General features: G+C 71.8%; 20 protein-coding genes. 11 read left to right on the top strand and 9 right to left on the bottom strand.

The window, feature by feature from the left end:
• Positions 1-209 precede the first annotated feature (209 nt).
• Genes ACFWGP_RS06235 through ACFWGP_RS06220 form a run of 4 tightly spaced genes read right to left on the bottom strand, consistent with a single transcriptional unit; the run spans position 210 to position 5,461 of the window.
• Complete coding sequence (locus ACFWGP_RS06235; RefSeq protein WP_275506463.1) at positions 210-1,022, bottom strand: bifunctional allantoicase/(S)-ureidoglycine aminohydrolase; 813 nt, start codon at positions 1,020-1,022, stop codon at positions 210-212.
• A gap of 37 nt (positions 1,023-1,059) precedes the next feature.
• On the bottom strand, positions 1,060-2,400 hold the full coding sequence (locus ACFWGP_RS06230; RefSeq protein ID WP_376930398.1) for a DUF6986 family protein: 1,341 nt from the start codon (positions 2,398-2,400) through the stop codon (positions 1,060-1,062).
• Positions 2,397-4,010, bottom strand: a complete 1,614-nt coding sequence (gene aceB, locus ACFWGP_RS06225; RefSeq protein ID WP_376930397.1) for a malate synthase A — start codon at positions 4,008-4,010, stop codon at positions 2,397-2,399. Before aceB ends, ACFWGP_RS06230 begins: the two co-directional genes overlap by 4 nt.
• Positions 4,007-5,461 (bottom strand): NADP-dependent malic enzyme, encoded by a 1,455-nt coding sequence (locus tag ACFWGP_RS06220; RefSeq protein ID WP_376930396.1) that lies wholly within the window; start codon positions 5,459-5,461, stop codon positions 4,007-4,009. Before ACFWGP_RS06220 ends, aceB begins: the two co-directional genes overlap by 4 nt.
• 225 nt (positions 5,462-5,686) lie before the next feature.
• On the opposite strand from ACFWGP_RS06220, the gene ACFWGP_RS06215 reads away from it, so the two are divergent.
• The 6 genes from ACFWGP_RS06215 to ACFWGP_RS06190 all read left to right on the top strand — a co-directional run bounded on the left by ACFWGP_RS06215 (position 5,687) and on the right by ACFWGP_RS06190 (position 12,845).
• Positions 5,687-6,442 carry an IclR family transcriptional regulator gene (locus tag ACFWGP_RS06215; RefSeq protein ID WP_376930395.1) on the top strand — a complete coding sequence of 252 codons (756 nt, stop codon included), beginning with the start codon at positions 5,687-5,689 and terminating at the stop codon, positions 6,440-6,442.
• Positions 6,443-6,756: 314 nt separating this feature from the next.
• Positions 6,757-6,930, top strand: coding sequence for a hypothetical protein (locus ACFWGP_RS06210; protein WP_376930394.1), 174 nt, complete (start codon positions 6,757-6,759; stop codon positions 6,928-6,930).
• A gap of 222 nt (positions 6,931-7,152) precedes the next feature.
• Positions 7,153-8,640 (top strand): xanthine dehydrogenase small subunit, encoded by a 1,488-nt coding sequence (locus ACFWGP_RS06205; RefSeq protein WP_376930393.1) that lies wholly within the window; start codon positions 7,153-7,155, stop codon positions 8,638-8,640.
• Positions 8,637-11,054, top strand: coding sequence for a xanthine dehydrogenase molybdopterin binding subunit (gene xdhB, locus ACFWGP_RS06200; protein ID WP_376930392.1), 2,418 nt, complete (start codon positions 8,637-8,639; stop codon positions 11,052-11,054). The genes ACFWGP_RS06205 and xdhB overlap by 4 nt, the downstream gene beginning before the upstream one ends.
• Before the next feature lie 16 nt (positions 11,055-11,070).
• Positions 11,071-12,081, top strand: coding sequence for a xanthine dehydrogenase accessory protein XdhC (gene xdhC, locus ACFWGP_RS06195; protein ID WP_376930391.1), 1,011 nt, complete (start codon positions 11,071-11,073; stop codon positions 12,079-12,081).
• The gene (locus ACFWGP_RS06190) at positions 12,078-12,845 is read left to right on the top strand and encodes an SDR family oxidoreductase (protein WP_275506455.1); all 768 of its coding nucleotides are present in this window, start codon (positions 12,078-12,080) and stop codon (positions 12,843-12,845) included. The genes xdhC and ACFWGP_RS06190 overlap by 4 nt, the downstream gene beginning before the upstream one ends.
• A 662-nt stretch (positions 12,846-13,507) precedes the next feature.
• Here the strand turns inward: ACFWGP_RS06190 and ACFWGP_RS06185 are convergent.
• Positions 13,508-14,743, bottom strand: coding sequence for an MFS transporter (locus ACFWGP_RS06185; protein ID WP_376930390.1), 1,236 nt, complete (start codon positions 14,741-14,743; stop codon positions 13,508-13,510).
• 158 nt (positions 14,744-14,901) lie between these two features.
• Complete coding sequence (locus ACFWGP_RS06180) at positions 14,902-16,485, bottom strand: NCS2 family permease (protein WP_231431798.1); 1,584 nt, start codon at positions 16,483-16,485, stop codon at positions 14,902-14,904.
• 229 nt (positions 16,486-16,714) lie between these two features.
• Between ACFWGP_RS06180 and ACFWGP_RS06175 the strand changes: the two genes are divergently transcribed.
• The 5 genes from ACFWGP_RS06175 to moaA all read left to right on the top strand — a co-directional run bounded on the left by ACFWGP_RS06175 (position 16,715) and on the right by moaA (position 21,110).
• Positions 16,715-17,122, top strand: coding sequence for a molybdopterin-binding protein (locus tag ACFWGP_RS06175; RefSeq protein WP_231431799.1), 408 nt, complete (start codon positions 16,715-16,717; stop codon positions 17,120-17,122).
• A complete protein-coding gene (gene modA / locus ACFWGP_RS06170) occupies positions 17,119-17,946 on the top strand; it encodes a molybdate ABC transporter substrate-binding protein (protein ID WP_376930389.1) in 828 nt (275 codons plus the stop codon). The genes ACFWGP_RS06175 and modA overlap by 4 nt, the downstream gene beginning before the upstream one ends.
• 62 nt (positions 17,947-18,008) lie before the next feature.
• The gene (locus ACFWGP_RS06165; RefSeq protein ID WP_231431801.1) at positions 18,009-18,794 is read left to right on the top strand and encodes an ABC transporter permease; all 786 of its coding nucleotides are present in this window, start codon (positions 18,009-18,011) and stop codon (positions 18,792-18,794) included.
• On the top strand, positions 18,791-19,948 hold the full coding sequence (locus tag ACFWGP_RS06160; RefSeq protein WP_376930388.1) for a sulfate/molybdate ABC transporter ATP-binding protein: 1,158 nt from the start codon (positions 18,791-18,793) through the stop codon (positions 19,946-19,948). The genes ACFWGP_RS06165 and ACFWGP_RS06160 overlap by 4 nt, the downstream gene beginning before the upstream one ends.
• 61 nt (positions 19,949-20,009) lie before the next feature.
• On the top strand, positions 20,010-21,110 hold the full coding sequence (moaA, locus tag ACFWGP_RS06155; protein ID WP_376930387.1) for a GTP 3',8-cyclase MoaA: 1,101 nt from the start codon (positions 20,010-20,012) through the stop codon (positions 21,108-21,110).
• A gap of 10 nt (positions 21,111-21,120) precedes the next feature.
• Here the strand turns inward: moaA and ACFWGP_RS06150 are convergent, their stop codons facing one another.
• The 3 genes from ACFWGP_RS06150 to ACFWGP_RS06140 all read right to left on the bottom strand — a co-directional run bounded on the left by ACFWGP_RS06150 (position 21,121) and on the right by ACFWGP_RS06140 (position 23,492).
• Positions 21,121-21,534 (bottom strand): molybdenum cofactor biosynthesis protein MoaE, encoded by a 414-nt coding sequence (locus ACFWGP_RS06150; protein WP_231431803.1) that lies wholly within the window; start codon positions 21,532-21,534, stop codon positions 21,121-21,123.
• A 28-nt stretch (positions 21,535-21,562) separates the two neighbouring features.
• Positions 21,563-22,849: a ThiF family adenylyltransferase gene (locus tag ACFWGP_RS06145; protein WP_376930386.1), complete on the bottom strand. Its 1,287-nt coding sequence runs from the start codon at positions 22,847-22,849 to the stop codon at positions 21,563-21,565.
• A gap of 151 nt (positions 22,850-23,000) precedes the next feature.
• Positions 23,001-23,492 (bottom strand): hypothetical protein, encoded by a 492-nt coding sequence (locus tag ACFWGP_RS06140; protein WP_376930385.1) that lies wholly within the window; start codon positions 23,490-23,492, stop codon positions 23,001-23,003.
• Positions 23,493-23,573 lie beyond the last annotated feature (81 nt).

The following is a 23,573-nucleotide window of genomic DNA, read 5'->3' as shown; positions in this document are numbered from 1 at the left end:
GCTCGAAGCGCCAGCCGAACGGCCGATTCCTCCGACATCTCGGCGCGGGGCGCCCCGGACACGACGAAGCGCCCGGCGACGATACGTCCCGGGCGCCCGTGTGTGAACACCTTTCAGGGAGGGGTGTGGCGGGCACGGGGTGTCATGGCCGTCTTCGACCGCAGAACACCCTGCTTCCCGCACCCCGTCCTGAAGACGGATGCCGCGACTCAGGTGAGCCGGATCTGCCGGTTCATGTCCTTGTACAGGAGGTAGCGGAACGGCTCGGGGCCGCCCGCGTAGCAGGCCTGCGGGCAGAACGCGCGCAGCAGCATGTAGTCGCCCGCCTCGCACTCGACCCAGTCGTCGTTGAGCCGGTAGACGGCCTTGCCCTGCAGCACGAACAGCCCGTGCTCCATGACGTGGGTCTCTGCGAACGGGATCGATCCGCCGGGCTGGAACGTCACGATGTTCACCTGCATGTCGTGCGCGAGGTCGTTCGAGTCGGTGAACCGCGTGGTCGCCCACGCCCCGTCGGTGTCGGGCATCGGCACGGGCTCGATGTCCTGGTCGCGGGTGACGAACGACGCCGGCGGCGCGATGCCGTCGACGGGTTCGTACGCCTTGCGGATCCAGTGGAAGCTCGTGAGCTCCGCGCCCTCGTTCGCGAGCGACCAGTCCGCCCCCGGCGCGAGGAAGGCGTAGCCGCCCTCCTCGAGCACGTGCCGCTCCCCCTCGAGCGTCAGCGTGAGCGAGCCGGTCGTCACGAACACGACGCCCTCGACGCCCGCCTCGGCCTCGGGCTTCTCAGCCCCGCCGCCCGGGGCGATCTCGACGATGAGCTGCGAGAAGGTCGTGGCGCCGCCCGCGACGGGCCGGGCGATGATCCACGACCGCGTGCCGCGGAAGCCGGGCAGGTTGCTCGTGACGATGTCGCGCAGCACGCCCTTCGGGATGAAGGTGTACGCCTGCTTGACGACGGCGCGGTCGGTGAGCAGGTCGGTCTGCGGCGGCAGCCCGCCCTGCGGGGTGTAGTAGCTCATGCGTGTTCCTCGTGATCAGGGGTGGGTCGCGACATCCTCAGTCGTCCGCCGCAGTCGCGGCGAGCTTCGGATGCGCGAGCAGGGTGAGCGCGCGCCGGTCGATGCCGATGTCGGCGACGATCTCGGCCTCGCCGACCGCACCGCATTCGACGCCGCGCAGCACGAAGTCGGCGAGCGCGCGGGCGGTGGCGGGTTCGTCGAGCACGGCGCCCGGCGTGCGCTCGAGATAGTTGCGCAGGCGTGCGGATGCCTCGGGGTAGCCCTCCCGGAAGAAGGCGTAGGTCGCGAGGTACCGGGTCGGAAGCTGGTGCGCGTGCAGGTCCCAGCCTTGGTAGAACCCCCGCTCGAGCGAGCGGCGCACGAGCCGGGCGTGCAGGCGCCACGCCTCCTCGGTGCGGTCGCCCAGCGGCAGGATGTTCGTCGAGCCGTCGGAGAGGCGGATGCCGGTGCCGGCCACCGCGAGCTGCATGACCTCCTTCGCGAGGTCGGCGACGGGGTGCTCCATCGATTGGTAACGGGCCGCGATCTGCAGCGAGGCGCTGTAGTCGTAGGTGCCGTAGTGCAGGGCGCTGATGCGTCCGGGCGCGGCGACCGCGAGCTGCGCGACGGGCGACGTGCCGCCCGAGCCGAGGATGAGCTGCGGCGTCTCGACCTGCACCTCGAAGCGCAGGCGCCCGTCGGGCAGCCCGTGGGCGCGCTCGAGCGCGGTCACGACGTCGACCATCGCCTCGACCTGCGCGACCGTCGTGACCTTCGGCAGGGTGAGCACGAGCCCGTCGGGCAGGCCGGCGGGGCCCGACTGCGCGACGAGCGCACCGATGAAGAGATCGAGGGTGCGGATGCCTCGTGCCCTCGTGGGCGCCTCGAAGCACTTGAAGCGGATGCCGATGAACGGCGGCGCGACCCCCGCCGCGACGGCGGCGGCGACCTGCTCGGCGGCGCGCACGGCATCGGCGTCCTCGGTCTCGTCGCCGCGGTCGCCGTAGCCGTCCTCGAAGTCGAGGCGAACGTCTTCGATGGGCTCGCGGGCGAGTTTCTCCCGCACTCGCGGCGCGATGCGCGCCGCGAGTGCGGGATCCACCCCGATGCGGACGGCGAGCGCCTCGAACCCGCCGTCCGCAGTCACGGACTCCTCGGCTGCGCGGCCCCACGCCGCGGGCAGCTCGGGAGTGAAGGTGTCGGCCGGCACGTACACGGTGTGCACGGGCTGGCGGGAGCCGTCATCGCCCGGGTAGACGGTCGCGAGCAGCTCGTCGGTGTCGGCGAGCCGCGCCTCGACGCGAGCCAGGTCGTCGGCGGTCAGGGCGGTGCGGGGCACGGCGGCGCCTGGCAGCGCCGTGCCCGGTGCGCCCGCGACGTCACTGGCTGCCATGCTCATCCCAGCAGCTCGTAGGCGGGCAGGGTGAGGAAGTCGACGTACTCGTCGGAGGTGCAGAGCTCCTCGATGAGCTCGGCGGCCGGCTCGTAGTAGGCGGCGAACCGCTCGGCGGGGACCTCCCCGCGGAGGCGGTCGACCTCTTCGGCGAGCACCCGGCGCACGAGCTCGACGGTCACGGTGTCGCCGGTGTCGGCGAGCACGACGCCGTTCCTCACCTGCTGCCAGACCTGCGAGCGCGAGATCTCCGCGGTCGCGGCATCCTCCATCAGGTTGTGGATCGCGACGGCGCCGTTGCCCGACAGCCAGACCGCGGTGTAGGCGACCGCGACGTAGAGGTTGTCGTGCAGGCCCGCCTCGGTGACGTCGCCGCCCGCGGAGGCGACGTCGAGCAGCTGGGCCGCGGTGACCTCGACCTCGGGGCGCAGCTTGTCGAGCTGGTTCGGGCGGGCCCCGAGCACCTCGTCGAACACCTCGCGGCAGACGGGCACGAGGTCGGGGTGCGCCACCCACGAGCCGTCGAAGCCGTCGTTCGCCTCGCGGGTCTTGTCGGCGCGCACCTTGTCGAAGGCCGCACGGGTGACCTCGAGGTCGTTGCGGTTCGGCACGACGGCGGCCATGCCGCCCATCGCGAAGGCGCCGCGTCGGTGGCAGGTCTTCACGAGCAGCTCGGTGTAGGCGCGCATGAACGGCGCCGTCATCGACACCTGCGCCCGGTCGGGCAGGATGAACGCGTCGCCCGCGTCGCGGAAGACCTTGATCAGGCTGAACAGGTAGTCCCAGCGGCCGGCGTTGAGGCCCGAGGCGTGCTCGCGCAGCTCGTAGAGGATCTCCTCCATCTCGAAGGCGGCCGGGATCGTCTCGATGAGCACCGTCGCGCGGACCGTGCCGCGGGCGATGCCGAGGTACTGCTGCGCGAACACGAACACGTCGTTCCAGAGGCGGGCCTCGAGGTGGCTCTCGATCTTCGGCAGGTAGTAGTACGGGCCCTCGCCGTTCTCGATGAGCTGCTTCGCCGTGTGGAAGAAGTGCAGGCCGAAGTCGACGAGCGAGCCGCTGCCCTCGCGCCCGTCGACGACCACGTGCCGCTCGGGCAGGTGCCAGCCGCGGGGCCGCGTGACGACCGTGGGGCGACGCACGTCGGTGCGGAGCGCGTACGCCTTGCCCTGCGGAGACGTGAACGCGAGCGTGCCGCGCGCCGCGTCGCGGAGGTTCAGGATGCCGCCGACGACGTTCTCCCAGTTCGGGGCGGCGGCGTCCTCGAGATCGGCGAGCCACACGCGCGCCTCGGAGTTGAGGGCGTTGATCGCCATCTTCGCGGGCGACGGCGGCCCCGTGATCTCGACCCGGCGGTCGAGGAGCGCCTCGGGGGCGGGGGCCACGCGCCACTCGGACTCGCGGATCTCGCGCGTCTCGGGCAGGAAGTCGAGGGTGCCGCCGGCGGCGATGCGGTCGCGCTTGACCGTGCGGGCGGCGAGCAGCTCGAGGCGGCGCCCGTCGAACTCGCGGTGCAGCGCCTCGACGAAGGCGAGCGCCTCGGGCGTCAGGATCTCGTCGGCACCGTCGATCTCGGCGGGGCGGGTGATCCGAAGGGAACTGGTGTCGGTGCTCATGCGGCGGCTTCCTGCGTCTCTGCGGTGGGCTCGGTGTCGGCGGCAGGAGCGCTCTCCTGCCGGGCGTCTTCGCGGTGCGCGGCGCCGGCGACGGCTTCGGCGACGGCACGGGCGACATCCGGGTCGAAGACGCTCGGGATGATGTAACTCGCGTTGAGTTCATCATCGCGCACGCACGACGCGATCGCCTCTGATGCGGCCACGAGCATCTCGGGCGTGATGTCGACGGCGCCCGAGTCGAGCAGCCCTCGGAAGAAGCCGGGGAACGCGAGCACGTTGTTGATCTGGTTCGGGAAGTCGCTGCGCCCCGTCGCGACGACGGCCGCGTGGCGGGCCGCGACGACCGGGTCGACCTCGGGGTCGGGGTTCGCCATGGCGAAGACGATCGCGTCGTCGGCCATGCTCTCGATCTCGGCCTCGCCGAGCAGGTTCGGGGCACTCACGCCGATGAAGACGTCGGCGCCGGCGAGCACCTCGGCGAGCGAGCCGGTGAGGCCCTCGGCGTTGGTGTTCGAAGCGAGCCAGGTGCGGTGCTCGTCGGCGTACCGCTCGCCGCGGTGGATGGCGCCGTTGCGGCCGCAGGCGACGATGTTCACCGCCCCCTCGGCCTTGAGCAGCTGGATGATCGCGTTGCCGGCCGCACCGACCCCGGACACGACGATGCGTACCGTGTCGAGGCGCTTGCCGACGACGCGCAGTGCGTTCATGAGCGCCGCGAGCGTGACGATCGCGGTGCCGTGCTGGTCGTCGTGGAAGACGGGGATGTCGAGCTCCTCGCGCAGGCGCCGCTCGATCTCGAAGCAGCGCGGCGCGGCGATGTCCTCGAGGTTGATGCCGCCGTAGACGGGCGCGAGGGCCTTGACGATGCCGATGATCTCCTCGGTGTCCTGCGTATCGAGGGCGACCGGCCAGGCATCGACGTCGGCGAACTGCTTGAAGAGGGCGGCCTTGCCCTCCATCACGGGGATGGAGGCGGTCGCGCCGATGTTGCCGAGGCCGAGCACCGCCGAGCCGTCGGTGACGACGGCGATCGTGTTGCCCTTGACGGTGAGGCGGCGGGCGTCGGCGGGGCGGTCGGCGATCGCGAGGCAGACCCGGGCGACGCCGGGGGTGTACGCGCGGGAGAGGTCGTCGCGGTTGCGGAGCGGCGTCTTCGGCACGATCTCGAGCTTGCCGCCCTGGTGCATGCGGAAGGTGCGGTCGGCGACCTCGTGCACGACGACGCCCTCGCGTGCGGCGAGCGCTGCGGCGATCTGGGCGGCGTGCTCGGCGCTCCCGGCGTAGCAGGTGAGGTCGACGAGCACGCGATCGGTGCTCGACTCGCTGACGTCGACCGCGGTGATGACCGCACCGGCGTCGGCCGCCGCGACGACGAGTTCGCTCGTCGCGGTGACGCCGGCGGGCGCCTCGACGCGGAGCTGAATGGAGTAACCGGGACTGGGATTCGCCATCGGATCGACTTTCTTGAATGCCCGCGTTGTTTCAAGCGCGGCGGTTTCCGTATTACGGATGTTAATGTCTGCCATTCGGAAACTCAACCCCCGGATGCGGCGACCGCGGTCGGCACGGGAATCCGCTCGCCGCCCATCGTGGAGTCGTGCGGTATGTTGACTGCAACCCGGCAGGTTTTCCGCGATGCGGATATGGTCTGCCACGATCACGAACGGGAGCAGCGCATGGCGGAGGGCCAGCCCGAAGGCGTCAAGTCGGTCGCGAGGGTGTTCGACCTGCTCGAGCTGATCGCCGACGCCGGCGGCGACGTCACGCTGAGCGAGCTCTCGACGATGGCCGAACTGCCGCTGCCGACGATCCACCGCCTGCTCCGCACGCTCGTCGCGCTCGGCTACGCGCGTCAGCTCGCGAACCGCCGCTACGCGCTCGGACCACGCCTGGTGCGCCTGGGCGAGGTGGCCAACCGCCAGTTCGGGCGGCTCGCCCGCCCCCAGCTGAAGGAGCTCGTCGAGCGGCTCGGCGAGACCGCGAACCTCGCGACCCTCGACGGCGACCAGGTCATCTACGTCTCGCAGGCGCCGTCGCCGCACGCGATGCGCATGTTCACCGAGGTCGGCCGCCGCTCGCACCTGCACGCGACGGGCGTCGGCAAGGCGATCCTCGCGCAGCTCGACGACGACACCGTGCGCGACATCATCAGTCGCACCGGCCTGCCCCAGTCGACCGTGCACTCGATCGACTCGATCGACGCACTGCTCGAAGACCTGCGCGTCACGCGCGAGCGCGGCTACGCGGTCGACGACGGCGAGCAGGAGATCGGCGTGCGCTGCTACGCGATGACCGTGCCGGGCGCGCCCATCCCGACGGCGGTCTCGGTGTCGGGCCCGGTCGCCCGCGTCGACGAGGACTTCGCCGAGCGAGCCATCCCCGTGCTGCGCGAGGTCGTGCAGGAAATCGCCGACGCCACCGCCGCCGCCTGACGCCGCGCGAACGCCACGCGGTTCGCGCCGCTCACCCAGGGCACGCGCGCACCCGCGCTCCCGCGCGCGCTCCCGCGCCCGCGCGCGCTCCCGCACCCGCACCCGCACCCGCACCCGCACCCGCACCCGCACCCGCCGATCGCCGAGTGTCGCCGTTCCGACCGAACGATGCCGACGCTTCGGCAACCCTCGGTCGGAACGGCAACGCTCGGTGGAGACCTCTTGACGCGGCATCCCACATCGTCATACTCTTTCCGTGATTCAGAATTTTGCTTCCGTAATTCGGAAGCTTCTCGATGGAGAGGAGGGTGACGATGCACGACCGCCACGACCACGAGGACGCCGCGCGCGTCAACCGACCGCTCGCCGTGAGCTACGCCTCGATCGAGGTCGATCCCGACATCTACATTCCGGCGCGCGCCGACCGACGGGGCTTCTTCGCCCGCTGGTTCCACCGCGCGCCCGAGCTGAGTCGCCGGGCCGCCTGACGCGAGCGACGCGCGCACGCACGCACGCACGCGAGCACGCGAGCACGCGAGCACATGACTGAATATCCGTTCTGCGAAATCGGGATTCCGAATCGCAAGAACTACCTGCCACCGACGCAGTACTATCGGTATGTACTGCTGAAGCAGGCGCGGTGCGAGGTGGGGCCACCGGGGCCCCGGTGCCGCAGGCGTCATCGACGACGCCTCACCCGAGGAGATCCCATGGACGAGATCGCCATCACCGTCAACGGGCTTCGACGCCCGCTCGAAGGTGCCACCGCCCACACCACCGCGCTCGACTGGCTGCGCGACACCGGGCTCACGGGCAGCAAGGAGGGCTGCGCCGAAGGCGAGTGCGGCGCGTGCGCGATGCTCGTCGCGACGCCCGGCACCGACGGCGGCACCGAGTGGACCGCGGTCAACGCGTGCCTCGTGCCCGTCGCCGCGCTCAACGGCCAGGAGGTGGTGACGGCCGAGGGGCTCGGCTCCCCCGAGTCGCTGCACCCCGTGCAGGAGAAGCTCGCCGAGGCGGGCGGCTCGCAGTGCGGCTACTGCACCCCGGGCTTCGCCTGCAGCATGGCGGGCGAGTACTACCGCGCCGACCGCGTTCCGGCGCCGGCCCACGCGCACGACGTGGTCGACGAGCACGACGAGGGATGCCTCGTGCACGACGCCGAGCACGGGCCGAACGGCTTCGACCTGCACGCCCTCAGCGGCAACCTCTGCCGCTGCACCGGGTATCGCCCGATCCGCGACGCCGCCTACGAGCTCGGCATGCCCGAGCCGGGCGACGAGCTCGCCGCTCGCCGCGACCGCCCCGCTCCCGCAGCGGTGCCGACCGACTTCACGGCGGGCGGCGGGCGGTTCGTCCGGCCGGCGACGCTCGACGAGACCCTGCGACTGATCCGCGACGAACCGTCGGCACTGCTCGTGGCCGGGTCGACCGACCTCGGCGTCGAGGTCAACCTGCGCGGCCGCCGCGCCCCGCTCGTGGTCGCGGTCGAACAGCTCGACGAACTGCGCACGCTCAGCGTCGGCGACGACGTGATCGAGATCGGGGCGGCACTGCCGCTCACCGAGGTCGAACGCCGGCTCGACGGCCGGGTGCCGCTGCTCGCCCAGCTCTTCCCGCAGTTCGCGTCGCGACTGATCCGCAACCGCGGCACGTTCGGCGGCAACCTCGGCACCGGCTCCCCCATCGGCGACACACCGCCGGCGCTCCTCGCGCTCGGCGCCCGGCTGGTGCTCGCGTCGGCCGACGGCGAGCGCGAGGTCGAGCTCGCCGACTACTTCACGGGCTACCGGCAGACGATCCGCCGGCCCGACGAGCTCATCCGCGCGGTGCGCATCCCGCTCCCGCTCGCGCGCGTCACGGCGTTCCACAAGATCGCGAAGCGCCGCTTCGACGACATCTCGAGCGTCGCGCTCGGCTTCGCACTCGACCTCGAGGGCGGCGTCGTCACGAACGCCCGCATCGGACTCGGCGGCGTCGCCGCGACCCCGCTTCGCGCGTACGACACCGAGGCCGCACTGATCGGCAACGCCTGGAACATCGCGACCGTCAAGGCGGCCTCGACGGTACTGCAGGGCGAGGGCACGCCGATGAGCGACCACCGCGCCTCGAGCGACTACCGCTCGCTCATGCTCGGCAGTGCGCTGCTGAAGCTCTACTCGACCACGATCCACGACGACAAGGAGGTGTCGGCATGAGCGCCCTCGCCGACCGTCCCGCCAACCCCGTCGTCGGCCGTCGTGCCGCGCACGAGAGCGCCGCGCTGCACGTGACCGGCGCCGCCATGTACACCGACGACGTAGCCGGCCTCTCGACGGGGGTGCTCACCGCGTGGCCCGTGCAGTCGACGAACGCGCACGCCCGCGTGACGATCGACGTCGCCCCCGCCTACGACGTGCCGGGCGTCGTGCGCGTGCTCACCGCCGACGACGTGCCCGGTCTCAACGACGCCGGCATCAAGCACGACGAGCCGCTCTTCCCGAGCGAGGCCATGTTCTACGGGCACGCCCTCGTCTGGGTGCTCGGCGACTCTCCCGAGTCGGCCCGCCTCGGCGCCGAGGCCGTGAAGGTCGAGTACGAACCGCTGCCGTCGATCATCACGGTGCGCGAGGCGATCGACGCCCGCGCGTTCCAGGGCATCGCCCGCACCGTCGAGCGCGGCGACGCCGCGACCGCCATCGCGGAGGCCGACCGCGTCTTCGAGGGCGTCACCGAGTTCGGCGGCCAGGAGCACTTCTACCTCGAGACGCAGGCCTCGTTCGCCGTGCGCGACAGCGAGGGGCAGTACTTCATCCAGTGCTCGACGCAGCACCCGTCCGAGACGCAGGAGATCGTCGCGCACGTGCTCGGCATCCCCTCGAACGAGGTGACCGTGCAGCAGCTCCGCATGGGCGGCGGCTTCGGCGGCAAGGAGATGCAGCCGCACGGACTCGCCGCGATCGCCGCACTGGGCGCGAAGCTCACCGGCCGTCCCGTGCGCCTGCGGCTCAACCGCACGCAGGACCTCACGATGACGGGCAAGCGCCACCCCTTCCACATCACGTGGAAGGTCGGCGTGAGCGCCGACGGGTACCTGCAGGGGCTCGACGCGACGCTCACCGCCGACGGCGGCTGGAGCCTCGACCTCTCCGAGCCGGTGCTCGGCCGCGCGCTCTGCCACCTCGACAACGCCTACTGGATTCCGAACGTGCACGCGCACGGGCGCATCGCGAAGACGAACAAGACGTCGAACACGGCGTTCCGCGGCTTCGGCGGCCCGCAGGGCGTCTTCCTCATCGAGGACGTCCTCGGCCGCATCGCCCCTGAGCTCGGCATCGACCCGACCGTGCTGCGCGAGCAGAACTTCTACGTCCCGGGCCAGTCGACCCCGTACGGCCAGCTGGTGAAGGACGCCGAGCGGATGCCGCTCATCTGGTCGCAGCTGAAGGGCGAGTGCGACTTCGACGCGCGCAGCGCCGAGGTCGCGGCGTTCAACGCCGAGCACGACGACGTGAAGCGCGGACTCGCGATCACGCCCATCAAGTTCGGCATCTCGTTCAACTTCGCCGCGTTCAACCAGGCCGGCGCGCTCGTGCACGTCTACAAGGACGGCTCGGTGCTCATCAACCACGGCGGTACCGAGATGGGCCAGGGCCTGCACACGAAGATGCTGCAGGTGGCCGCGACCGCGCTCGGCCTCGAGCTGCACCAGGTGCGACTCGCACCGACCCGCACCGACAAGGTGCCGAACACCTCGGCCACCGCGGCCAGCTCGGGCTCCGACCTCAACGGCGGCGCCGTGAAGAACGCGTGCGAGCAGATTCGCGAGCGCATGGCGAAGGTCGCCGGTCGCCTGCTCGACGTCGACGAGCGCGACGTGCGCTTCGAGGGCGGCTACGTCACGGGCCTCGGCAACCGCGACCTGCGGCTGAGCTTCGCCGAGGTCGCCGAGGCGGCGTATCTGCAGCGCGTACAGCTCTGGGCGGCGGGCTACTACCGCACCGAGGGGCTGCACTGGAATCCCGATCTCATGCAGGGCTCGCCCTTCAAGTACTTCTCCTACGGTGCCGCGGCGACCGAGGTCGAGGTCGACGGCTTCACGGGTGCCTACCGGGTGCGCCGCGTCGACATCATCCACGACGTGGGCGACTCGCTCTCGCCAATGCTCGACATCGGCCAGGTCGAGGGCGCGTACGTGCAGGGTGTCGGATGGCTCACGCTCGAGGAGCTCCGCTGGGACGAGACCGACGGCCCCGGCCGCGGGCGCCTGCTCACCCAGTCGGCCTCGACCTACAAGCTGCCGAGCTTCTCGGAGATGCCCGAGGAGTTCAATGTTCGCCTGTTCGAGAACGCCCGCGAAGACGGCGCGGTCTACGGTTCGAAGGCTGTCGGCGAGCCGCCGCTCATGCTCGCGTTCAGCGCCCGCGAGGCGATCCGCACGGCGGTCGGGGCGTTCGGCCCGGCCGGCCGCGGCGTCGTGCTCGGCTCCCCCGCGACCCCCGAGTCGGTCTACTGGGCGGTCGAGGCGGCGCGGGCCGAGGCATCCGCCGAGTTGGATGCCTCGGAGCCGAGCCGCACGGGCGTCGGCGCCGACGCGGGCCCCGAGCCCGCGTTCGCGGGCGCGGACTCTTGAACGGAGGTCGCGCACGATGGACTGGCTCGACGCGCTCCGACGCCTCCGCGACGCGAGGACGCCCGCGGTGATCGTCACGCTCGCCATCGTGCGCGGCCACGCGCCGCGCAACGGCGGCGCGAAGATGGTCGTCGCACCCGACACGGTGTTCGGCACCGTCGGCGGCGGCAATCTCGAGCAGACGGCGATCGACCGAGCGCGCGACCTGCTCGCGACCGGCTCGGCCGAACCCGAGCTGCTCACCCTGAAGCTCAGCGACAAGGCCACGACCGAGTACGGCGTGCAGTGCTGTGGAGGAGAGGTCACCCTCATGCTCGAACCCGTGCGGGTCGTGCCGTCGGTCGCCGTGTTCGGCATGGGGCACGTGGGCCTCGAGCTCGCGCGCATCCTCGCGCGGCAGGAGCTCGAACTGCACCTCGTCGACTCGCGGGCCGAGATGCTCGCGCCCGAGCGCCTCGGCATGCCCGGCGTCTCGGGTGTGCTCGCCGACGCCGTCGCCGACGTCCGGGCGCACCACGAGCCCGTGCCCGAGGCGGGCCTCGTCGGGCTGCCGCCCGGCGCCCATGTGCTGATCATGACCCACGACCACCTCGAGGACCTCGCGATCACCGACAGCGCACTGCGCCGCGAGGGTCTCGGATCGATCGGACTCATCGGATCGAAGTCGAAGTGGGTGAGGTTCCAGGCGAAGCTCACCGAGCTCGGCCACGACGACGCGGCGCTCGCGCGGGTGACGACGCCGATCGGCATCCCCGAGGTGGCGGGCAAGGCGCCCGCGACGATCGCGGTGAGCGTGGCGGCCCGCATCCTGCAGCTCATCGAGGAGGCGCAGCCGGCCGAGGTCGACGATACCGACGCGCGCGCCGACGCGCGCGCCGACGCGGGGGCCGACGCGGCCGCAGGCGCCGACGCGGCCCGGGTCGCCGATGCCGACAAGGCGGAGGCCGATGTCGCCGACGCGGCCGAGGCCGATGTCGCCGTCGCGGCCGACGACCCTCGGGTTCCGGGCGCGGGATCCGCGGCATGACCGCGCCGACGCGCTCGGTCATCGTCACGGGAGCCGGCACGGGCATCGGGCGGGCGACCGCCCGGGCCCTGCTCGCCGCAGGCTTCTGCGTCACGCTCGCGGGGCGGCGCAGCGCTCCGCTCGAGGAGGCCGCCGCGACGGGCGACGACGGCACGAGGCATGCAGATGCGCTCGTCGTGCCGTGCGACGTCACCGACGCAGCCGAGGTCGACGCACTCGTCGCCGCCCATGTCGAGCGTTTCGGGCGGCTCGACGTGCTCGTGAACAACGCGGGCGTGCCCGGCCCCGTCGCCGACGTCGGCGAGCTGCGGCCCGACGACTGGGCGGCCGTCGTCGCCGTGAACCTGACGGGTGCGGTGCTGTGCGCCGGGGCGGCGTTCCGGCAGATGGCTGCCCAGCACCCGAGCGGCGGACGCATCATCGACAACGGGTCGATCTCGGCGCAGTCGCCGCGTCCGAGGTCGGTCGCCTATACGACCACGAAGCATGCGATCGCCGGACTCACGAAGTCGATCGAACTCGACGGCCGGCCGTACGGCATCAGCTGCACGCAGCTCGACGTCGGCAATGCTCGCACCGAGCTGCTCGACGGGTTCGTCGGCGAGGGTGCGCTGCAGGCCGACGGGCGCCGCGTCGTAGAACCGACCATGGACGTTGCGATCGTCGCCGGCCTCATCGTGCAGCTCGCCTCGCTGCCCTCAGAGGTGAGCGTGCCGCAGCTGACGGCGACCGCCGCGGGCATGCCGTTCATCGGCCGCGGCTGAACACCCCGTCGACGCCGGCGACCGTCGTCGCCGATCAGGGCGCGTCCATTCCACGGCGATGGGGTCATGGGGCCATGGGCCATGGGCCATGGGGCCATGGGGCCATGGGTCGCGCACGTTGTGGTCATGCGGTCGTCAACCGCCCGCTCTAGTGCAGGTCGCTCCGACTGCCGGCATCATGACCGCTCCCCCGCCTCCGGCATCGCGACCGCTCCCCCGCCCTCGGCATCGCGACCGCTCCCCGCCCCGGCTCTCCACCCACACAGCCTGTCGACAAGTGAACTTGTCGACAACCGACGTGTGCACTTGTCGACTTGTCGACATCCAACGTGTGCACATGTCGACTTGTGCACGTCCCTCCCGAGCGCGTATGCCCGACGGTGCCATCCAGAACGCATCGGAGCTGCACTCGATGCCCAGACCCGCGCGTCGACTGCACCCTCGATTGGTGCGGTCGACGTCCTCGTCACAGCGCGTGAGCGACATCACGACGGCCGCGGCGCGGAGCGGAGCCGGACGGCGGCGCTGCATGGCGGCGCAGCGGCGCAGCGGCGCAGCGGCCCAGCAGCCCAGCGACCCAGCAGCCCAGCGACCCAGCAGCCCAGCGACCCAGCAGCCCAGCGACCCAGCAGCCCAGCGACCTTGCGGCTACCCCGGGCGCATCAAGCTGCTGGCGCCTCCGGGCGGCGGCGGAGCGCGAGCGGCAGCGTCGCGAGCGAGATCGCGGCTGCCACCAGGAACGCGACGCTGAACGAGCTGCCGGTCGCGATGAGGCCGACGATGATCGCGCCGATGCCGCTGCCGGCGTCGAAGCCGATGTTCCACACGGCACTCGCGAACACCGACTGACTCGGCGGCACGACGGCGAATGCCTCACCCATCGTGAGGTTCTGCAGCGCGCCGTAGCTCACGCCGACGAAGGCGAGCCCGACGAGGAGCGGCACGGTCGAGGCATCCGCACCCGATGCCGCTGCGTCGCCCGTGCCCGCCGTCCCGGCACCCGCACCGATCGCGGCCCACGCGACGAGTCCGAGTCCGACCGTCGTCACCACGACGAACGGCCAGAGCAGCCGGTGCGTGCCGAAGCGGTCGGCCAGTCCGCCGACGAGCCAGCGGGTGAGCGCCGCCATCGCCGTGAGCAGGGCGAGCCCGATGGTGACCGTGACGGCGTCGCCGGTGAGCTGCGGGGTGAAGGTGATGAGCGCGCCACCCGCGAGCGTCACCCCGAGCAGCACGCCGACGGGCGCCGCGAGCGCGCGCAGCGCCGCCCACCGACCGGGTGCGGCGTGCACGTGCCCCGCCGCCTCGGCCTCGGCCGCCTGCTCGGCGTGCCTCACGTGCAGGCGTCGCGCGAGTCGCACGGCGGGTACGATGCCGACGAGCGGCAGCGCGCCGGCGACGAACACCCACTGGTATCCGAAGGCCTCGGCGACCCAAGGGGCGAGCGGCAGCAGCACGAGCTGGGGGCCTGCGATGGCGAGCCCGAACGCCCCGATCGCGCGGCCGCGCCGGGCGGGCTCGACGAGATCGGCGACCGCGCCCGATCCGGCGACGGTGAGCACGGCGAAGCCGGCCCCGCGCACCGCGGCGATCGCGAGCACCAGCCCGAGCTCGTTCGACGCGAGGTGGGCGAGCGACGGCGCGCCGAGCAGCACGAGCCCGGCGACGAGCACCGGGCCCCAGCCGAGGCGGCGCAGTGCGCCGGGCACGAAGGTCTGGAACAGCACGGTCGAGAGCATGAACACGCCGGTGACGAGTCCGGCGCCGGCGGCGTCCGCCCCGCCCGTGACCGCCCACTGCGGAGCGACGGGGAGCAGCACGGCATAGCCCGAGAACCCCGCGGCGACCATCGTCAGCAGCGCCGGCATGCCGGGTGCGCGCCAGACCGATCCCGTCACGTGCGTTCCTCTTCCTCTTGTCGACGATCGCGGGGTTGCCTCAGCCGATCGCCCGCCGGGCGCGATCGCCCGCGCCGCGCCCCGACGCACCGCGACGGCCTGACCCGTCGCACACGAGGTGCGCACGGGTCAGGCCGTCGACGCGGTGCCGGCTGCGTCTAGCCTGCCAGCATCGCCTCGATGGGGCCGCGCACGAAGTAGAGCGCGAAGCCCGCCGAGACCACCCACATGAGCCAGTGCACCTTGTTGGCGCGGCCCGAGAGGGCGTTGACGAGGGTCCAGGCGATGAAGCCGACGCCGATGCCGTTCGCGATCGAGTAGGTGAGCGGCATCGTCACGATCGTGAGGAACGCCGGCAGCGCGACCGCGAAGTTCGAGAACTTGATCTCCTTGATCTGCCCCATCATCATCGCGCCCACGACGACGAGGGCGGCCGAACCGACCTCGATCGGCACCACGAGGGTGAGCGGGGTGAGGAACATCGAGAGCAGGAAGAGCACGCCGACGACGAGCGACGCGACACCCGATCGGGCGCCCTCCCCGATGCCCGAGGCGCTGTCGACGTAGACGGTGTTCGACGACGTCGACGTCGCTCCTCCCGCGACCGCACCGAGGCCCTCGACGACGAACGCCGAGCGCAGGCGGGGGAACGTGCCGTCCTTGTAGGCGAGGCCGGCGTTCTTCGCGAGGCCGGTCATCGTGCCCATCGCGTCGAAGAAGTTCGAGAACACGAGGGTGAAGATGAGCATCGTCGCGCTCAGCGCCCCGATGCGGCCGAAGGCGCCGAAGAGGTCGAACTGCCCGACGAGGCCGAAGTCGGGAACCGTGACCCACGACGTCGGAAGCTCGGGGATCGTCATGTGCCAGCCGTTCGGATCCTCGTACGACGGGCCGAGGTTCAGGATGGCCTGCGCGATGATCGCGACGATCGTCGTCGCGACGATACCGATGAGGATGCCTCCGGGCACGCGCCGCGCGACCAGGATGCCGATCGTGATGAGGCCGAGCAGGAAGATGAGCGTCGGCACCGAGGTGATCGAGCCGGCGTCGCCGAGCTGCACGGGCGGGCCGCCCGGGGTGCGGTTGACGAAGCCCGAGTCGACGAAGCCGATGAACGCGATGAAGAGGCCGATGCCGACCGTGATCGCCGCCTTGAGCGCCTGCGGTACGGCCTTGAAGATCGCGGTGCGGGCGCCGGTGGCCCCGAGCAGCACGATGATGATGCCGTTGATCACGACGAGGCCCATCGCCTCGGGCCAGGTGACCTGTCCGACGACCGAGACCGCGAGGAACGAGTTGATGCCGAGTCCGGCCGCGATCGCGAACGGGAGTCGGGCGAAGACGCCGAACAGGATCGTCATGACGCCCGCGGTGAGGCCGGTGGCTGCGCCGACCATCGCGGGGTTCAGCACGTTGCCGTCGACGTCGGGCACGTTGCCGAGGATGAGCGGGTTGAGGATCACGATGTACGCCATCGTGACGAAGGTCACGATGCCGCCGCGGAACTCGCGGGCGAGCGTCGAGCCGCGCGCCGTGATCTCGAAGAACCGGTCGAAGGCGTTCTTGGGTGCGGCGTCGACGGTGGTCGTCGCACCGGTGGGCAGCGGGTTCGGGATGCTCGCGACCGCGAAGGTGTCGAGTGGCGGTTCGGTCGGGTCGGGGGTTTGGGAATCTGCGGTCCCGGCGGTGCCGTCGGACTGCGTCACGGCGGCGTCGTCGCCGGCGCGGGTGGTCGAATCCATGAGAGGGCTTCCTTGCTGTTCATCGCCGGCGCGGTGGACTCCCCGGGGTACCGGGTGGATCTCCGTTGATCCGACTCATGGGCGGCCGCTCGTTCAGCAGGGTTCCTGCGGCGGCCGGGTTCGAAGCTAGCAGCCGGGCAGGCGTGCGTCCAGACCTTTTCGGAATCCCGTTTCCACATTGTGGACATATGGATTGCGTTCCCGCAGATGCGGCGATATTCTCCTCATCATGACGCAGTATCGGATCAGCGAAGCCGCCGAGCTCCTCGGTGTGAGCGACGACACGGTGCGCCGATGGGTGCACGACGGCCTGTTGACCTCCGCGAAGGACGAGGCCGGCCTTCAGGTGGTGCCCGGCGCCGAGCTCGCCGAACGCGCGAAGGCGGTCGCCGCGACCGTGGCCGACCGCAGCCATGTGCGCCGCAGCGCGCGCAACCGGTTCGTCGGCCTCGTGACCGACGTGCAGATCGACGGCCTCATGGCCCAGGTCGAGCTGCAGTGCGGCCCGCACCGGGTGGTCTCGCTCATGTCGGCCGAGGCCGCGCGCGAGCTGCGCCTCGAGGTCGGCTCACGCGGCGTAGCCGTGGTCAAGGCGACCACGGTCATCATCGAGACCGAGAAGGATGCCTCGCCGTGACCCGCCTCCGCCGCTTCGCCGTGCCCGCCGTGATCGGCCTCGCCGCGCTCGCCCTCACCGCGTGCACCTCGGCCGACACCGCCGACGATGCGACGGCGGCCGCGACATCCTCGCCGGCTGAGCCGGAGGGCGACCTGACCATCTTCGCCGCCGCGTCACTCAGCGGGGCCTTCGACGAGCTCGCCGCGCAGTTCGAGGCGGCCCATCCGTCGGTCGACGTGGCGCCGATCACGTACGACGGCTCCTCGGTGCTCGCGACGCAGCTCATCGAGGGCGCGCACGCCGACGTGTTCGCCTCGGCCGACGAGAAGAACATGACGAAGGTCACCGGCGCACAGCTCGCCGGCGAGCCCGTCGACTTCGCGACCAACGTGCTCGAGATCGCGGTGGCCCCGGGCAACCCGCTCGGCATCGACGGGCTCGACGACCTCGCCGACGGCGCCACGACGTCCGCCGACGGCACCCCGCTCACCGTCGTGCTCTGCGCTCCCGAGGTGCCGTGCGGCAGCGCGGCGCAGACGCTCGTCGACGCCGCCGGCATCACGATCACGCCCGCGAGCGAGGAGCAGAACGTCTCGGCGGTGCTCACGAAGGTCAAGTCGGGCGAGGCCGACGCGGGCCTCGTCTACGTCACCGACGTGCAGGCCGCGGGCGACGCGGTCGCGGGCGTCGAGATCGACGACGCGGCTGCCGCGACCAACGTCTACCCGCTCGCGGCACTCACCGACGCCCCGAATCCCGACGCCGCTGCCGCGTTCGTCGAGTTCGTCGCGTCCGACGAGGGGCAGCTGGTGCTCGCGTCGTTCGGCTTCGGGGCGCCGTGACCCCGGCTGCGGCATCCCGCCCCGTGACCCCACCCGCGCGCCGGGAAGCGCACCGTGTCACGGTGGGCTTCCCGCTGTGGCTCTACGCGCCCGCCGCCGTCGGCGCGGGCGTGCTCGTGCTGCCGTTCGCGGCGCTGTTCGCGCGGCTCGACTGGCCCGGCGTGCCCGCGGCGATCACGTCGCCCGAGGCCCTCCAGGCCCTCGGCCTCTCGCTCGCGACGGCGTCGATCGCGACGATCGCGTGCGTCGTGCTCGGCGTGCCGTTGGCACTCGTCATCGCCCGCTCGGGGCCCGCGGTCGCCGCGGTGCTGCGCACGCTCACCACGCTGCCGCTCGTGCTGCCGCCCCTCGTCGGCGGCATCGCGCTGCTCTCGCTGCTCGGTCGCCAGGGGCTCTTCGGCGACGCGCTCGCCGTGCTGGGCCTCCGCATCCCGTTCACGACGACGGCCGTCGTCATCGCCCAGACCTTCGTCGCCCTGCCGTTCCTCGTGATCTCGGTCGAGGGGTCGCTGCGCACGGCGGGCACCCGCTACGAGCTCGTCGCGGCGGGACTCGGCGCGAGCCCGTTCACGGTGTTCCGCCGCATCACGCTGCCCCTCGTCGCTCCAGGGCTCGTCGCCGGCGTCGTGCTGTGCTTCGCACGGGCGCTCGGCGAGTTCGGCGCGACCGCGCTCTTCGCGGGCAACGCGGCCGGCACGACGCGCACGATGCCGCTCGCGATCTACACGGCGTTCAACGGCGCGGGCGTCGCGGAGGACACGGCCATCGCGCTCTCGCTCATGCTGATCCTCGTCGCCATCGGGGTGCTGCTGCTGATGCGCGGCTGGCGGGCGGACGCACCGCGATGAGCGCGCCGACTCCCCCTCGCACGGGCGCTCCGCGATCGGGCGATTCGATCGCGGCGACACCCGCAGGCGCCCTCGACGTCGACGTCCGCGTCGAGGCCGGCTCGTTCGTACTCGGCGCCCGACTCGTCGTCGAACCCGGCGACGTGCTCGCCGTGCTCGGTCCGAACGGCTCGGGCAAGTCGACGCTGCTCGGCACGATCGCCGGCCATGTCGTGCCGTCGCACGGCCATGTCCGCCTCGGGGCACGCGCGCTCACCGACCTCCCCGCCGACGACGGCGCAGACGGCCGGCGGCGCATCGCGCTGCCGCCCGCCGACCGCTGCGTCGGCCTGCTCGGCCAGCACGCCCTGGTCTTCCCGCACCTGAGCGCCCGCGAGAACATCGCGTTCGGGCCGCGCGCCCGGGGGGTTCCCGCCCGCACCGCTCGCGCCGCGGCCGACGACTGGCTCGCGCGCGTCGGCCTCGACGGACTCGGCGACCGCCGCCCGTCCGAGCTCTCGGGCGGGCAGCAGCAGCGCGTCGCCCTCGCGCGCACCCTCGCCGCCGAGCCCGACGTGCTGCTGCTCGACGAGCCGTTCGCCGCGCTCGATGTCGAGGCCGCCGCGTCGATGCGGCGGCTGGTCGCCGATGAGCTCGCCCGACTCGAGGCGCCCGCGGTGCTCGTGACGCACGACCCGCTCGACGCGATCGTGCTCGCCCGGCGCGCCGCCATCCTGCACGACGGCGCGATCGTCGACGAGGGACCGACGGGTGAGGTGCTCGGCCACCCGCGCACGCCGTTCATCGCGGCGCTCGCCGGGGTCAACCTCGTGACGGGCGTGGCCGCCACGGCCGACCGAATCGTGGCCGACGGGCTCGAACTGCGCGGCGTCGGTGCGTTGCGCCCCGGCTCGCCGGCTTCGGCGGTGTTCAGTCCGGCTGCCGTGCACGTCGGCCCCGAGGCATCCGTGAACCCAGCCGAGCCGAACCGATGGCTGGGCACCGTCTCGCTCGTCGAACCCGCCCCCGGCGGCGTGCGCATCCACGTCGCCGAGCACCCGGGGCTCGCGGTCGACGTGCCGTCGTCGCGGGCCGTCGCACTCGACCTCGGCACCGGATCGCGCCTCGCGTTCGCGGTCGCCGAGGCCGACGTCTCGCTGCGCGCCGAACGGTGACGCCGTTTGCGGAGGCGGCCCGCGGCGGTGTTACCGTAGTGGCCACCACGAGGGGGTGACCATGACGACGACCGTTCCGACGCGCGACGACGCGACGACGCGCACCCGCGCGCGCCGTCTTCCGTCGACCGGCCTGGTCGTCGACCGCCTCGCCCGGCCGATGCGCGACCTGCGCATCTCGATCACCGATCGCTGCAACTTCCGGTGCGTGTACTGCATGCCGAAGGCCGTGTTCGGGCGCGACTACGCGTTCCTCGATCGCGACGAGCTGCTGACCTTCGAGGAGATCACGCGCATCGCGCGGGTCGCGGCAGCGAACGGGGTCGAGAAGCTGCGCCTCACGGGCGGTGAACCGCTGCTGCGGCGCGGCGTCGACGGGCTCGTCGCGATGCTCGCGGAGCTGCGCACCCCCGACGGGCGGCCGCTCGAGATCGCCCTCACGACGAACGGCTCGGCGCTCGCAGTGAAGGCCGCGTCGCTCAAAGCGGCGGGGCTCACGCGCGTCACGGTGTCGCTCGACTCGCTCGACGACGCGCGCTTCCAGGCGATGAACGACGTGCGGTTCCCGGTGTCGCGCGTGCTCGACGGCATCGACGCCGCGCACGCGGCCGGGCTCGGCCCGATCAAGCTCAACATGGTCGTCAAGCGCGGCCTCAACGACGACGAGATCGTGCGGATGGCCAGGCATTTCAAGGGAACTCCGTACACCCTGCGCTTCATCGAGTACATGGACGTCGGCACCTCGAACGGCTGGTCGCTCGACGAGGTCGTGCCGTCGGCCGAGATCGTCGAGCGCATCGGCGCCGAGATGCCGCTCGAGCCGCTCGGCGCGACCGCACCCGGCGAGACGGCGACGCGCTGGCGCTACGCCGACGGCGGCGGCGAGATCGGCCTCATCTCGAGCGTGACGAACGCGTTCTGCGGCACGTGCAACCGGGCGCGCATCTCGACCGAGGGCAAGCTCTTCACGTGCCTGTTCGCCGACGAGGGGCACGACCTGCGGGCGCTGCTGCGCGGCGGCATCGACGACGAGGGACTCTCACGCGCGATGGCCGGCATCTGGGGCGCGCGCGACGACCGCTATAGCGAGATCCGCTCGACGCTCACGCCCGAGCTGCGGGCGTCGCGGCACAAGGTCGAAATGAGCTACATCGGGGGTTGAGACGAGGCTCCTACAGCCCGACCCACTCCGAGACGCCGTCGGCGAAGTGCTGCCGCTTCCAGATCGGCACAGTGCGCTTGATCTCCTCGACGAGCCGCTCGCACGCGTCGAACGCCTCGGCCCGGTGCGCCGCCGCGGTCGCCGCGTAGAGCGCGACATCGCCGATCTTCAGCTCGCCCACCCGGTGCACCGCGGCGATCGCGAGCCCCGTCTCGTCGGCGACCCGCTCGACGCACTCGGCGAGGAACCGCTCGGCCTCGGGGTGCGCACGGTAGTCGAGCGATCGCACGCCGCGGCCGCCGTCATGGTCGCGCACGACGCCGCAGAACAGCACGATCGCGCCGCTCTCGTCGGCCTCGACGGCAGCACGCACCGCCTGCTCGTCGATGGGCTCCGCCGTGATCGCGGCCAGGGTCGTGCTCATGCGTCTCGCTTCCGACTCGTCGGCACCGTCATCGGCGCACGAACTCCGAGGCGACGGCGGCGAAGCCGTCGATGCCGCCGGCGAGGTACGTCACGTCGACGTGGCCCCGTTCGGCGAGCGCCCGCACCGCGCGGCGCGAGCGGACGTCCCGTTCACAGTAGACGACGATCGCGCCGTCGCCCTCTGCCGGGTCGGAACCCATCAGCAGGTCGCCGAGCGGCACGAGCTCGGATCCCTCGATGCGGCGCAGCTCGGCCTCGGCCGGCTCGCGCACGTCGACGAGCCGCATGGAAGCGCCCTCGCGCAGGCGCCGCAGCAGCTCGGCGGCCGAGATGCGCGGGTCCGCGACATCCTGCATCGATCGAGCGGCGCCGTCCTGAGCCTGTCGAGGGGATGCCTCGGACCCGGCGCCGACCGCCGGCTCGAGTCCGCAGAACAGCTCGTAATCGATGAGCGAGGTGATCTCGGGCGCGTCGGCGATCGCCTCGTACGTGAGTTCGCGGCTGCGACCGGTGAGCGCATCGATGGTGGTGACCCGGCCGAGCAGCGGGGTGCCGACACCCGTCACGAGCTTCACGACCTCGCCCGCCATGAGCGCACCGACCGTCACGCACAGCGACGGCAGCACGCCGCCGAGCTCGCACGACAGCACCTCGTCGGGCGGCGGCGGCACCGGGAACAGGTCGCGGTACGTCGGCCCCTCGCGGTGCCAGGCGACGCTCACCTGCCCGTGGAACCGCAGGATCGACCCCCACACGAGCGGCACGCCCGCGAGGACGGCGGCGTCGTTCGAGAGGTAGCGGGTCGGGAAGTTGTCGCTGCCGTCGACGACGAGGTCGTAGTCGGCGAGGATGTCGCGGAGATTCGCCGCCGTCAACCGCTCGCGATGGCGCACGACGCGGATCTCGGGGTCGGTCGCCGCGACCGTGTCGGCGAGCGAGTCGACCTTCGGCCGGCCGACGTCGGCGAGGCCGTGCCCGAGCTGGCGGTGCAGGTTCGAGAGCTCGACGTCGTCGTCGTCGGCGATGCCGATCGTGCCGACGCCCGTCGCCGCGAGCAGCGGCACGACCGTCGCGCCCAGGCCGCCGGCGCCGATCACCAGCACCCGTGCCGCGGCGAGCCGGCGCTGCGCGAGCTCGCCGAAGCCCGGCAGCATGATCTGCCGGCTGTACCGGGCGATGCGCTCGGGGGTGAGCGGGGGGCCGGGCTCGACGAGCGGCGCCGGTCGGCTTGCAGGGCGACCGTACGCGCCGGGCAGCGTACTCTCGACCGGGCCGCCGTTCGGCTCGACTGCGGCGGACGTCGACGGAGGCATGTCGTCAGTCTAGTTCGTGACCAGAGGAGCGTTTCCGGTGTGCGGAGGTTTGTTTCCACCGACGTGCACACGCGCCCAAAACGACCGGGAAGCCGCGCGGTGCGGCGGGTGTACGGTGCGACGGTGTTGTCCGAACATGGCAGCCTCGGCCTCACCCGAAGATTGAACCGGACTCGGTCCGCACCGTGTTGACCCGGTGCCGTTCCATGCCCGGATACGGGTCCTCGGAGTGTTCCGGATCCTGTGGGCGTTCGACCCGGTTCCTCAGGGCGGTGTACCCGAACCGGTTCGCCGGCAGCGTCACGTCATCCGAGGTCGAGTCGGTGCCGCCCTTGCCGGTGTGCTGCACGGACTCGAGCCGCAGCATCACACCGAACGCGTCATCGACCCCGATGCCCGTCCCCTGCGGGACGAAACTCTGCTTCAACGCCCACGAATCGACCGGCTGGTACCCGGTCCCGTCGTACGTGAACGTCGCCACGCCTGCGAGGCGTGACCGGTCGAAGAACACCGGCGGACGGCCACTACGAGAAGTCGACCGGTAGGAGGGACAGTGGTATTCGCAAGGAGTCGACGTAGAAGGGCGGAGAACCTTCGAACAAAAGCAAAAAGACTGCCTCGTCGTGTTCGATTCGATAGGCATGCGAAAGGACCTTCAGCAAGGTGCCATCACGCAACCTGATCTCCCAAATATCCGGAGCCATCGCAAGTTCACGCGCGTTCT

It is taken from the genome of Agromyces sp. NPDC127015 (assembly GCF_042725165.1).
GTDB lineage: Bacteria > Actinomycetota > Actinomycetes > Actinomycetales > Microbacteriaceae > Agromyces > Agromyces chromiiresistens.
The sequence above is the reverse complement of the archived record's forward strand: the minus strand, read 5'-3'. Positions and strand labels throughout refer to the sequence as shown.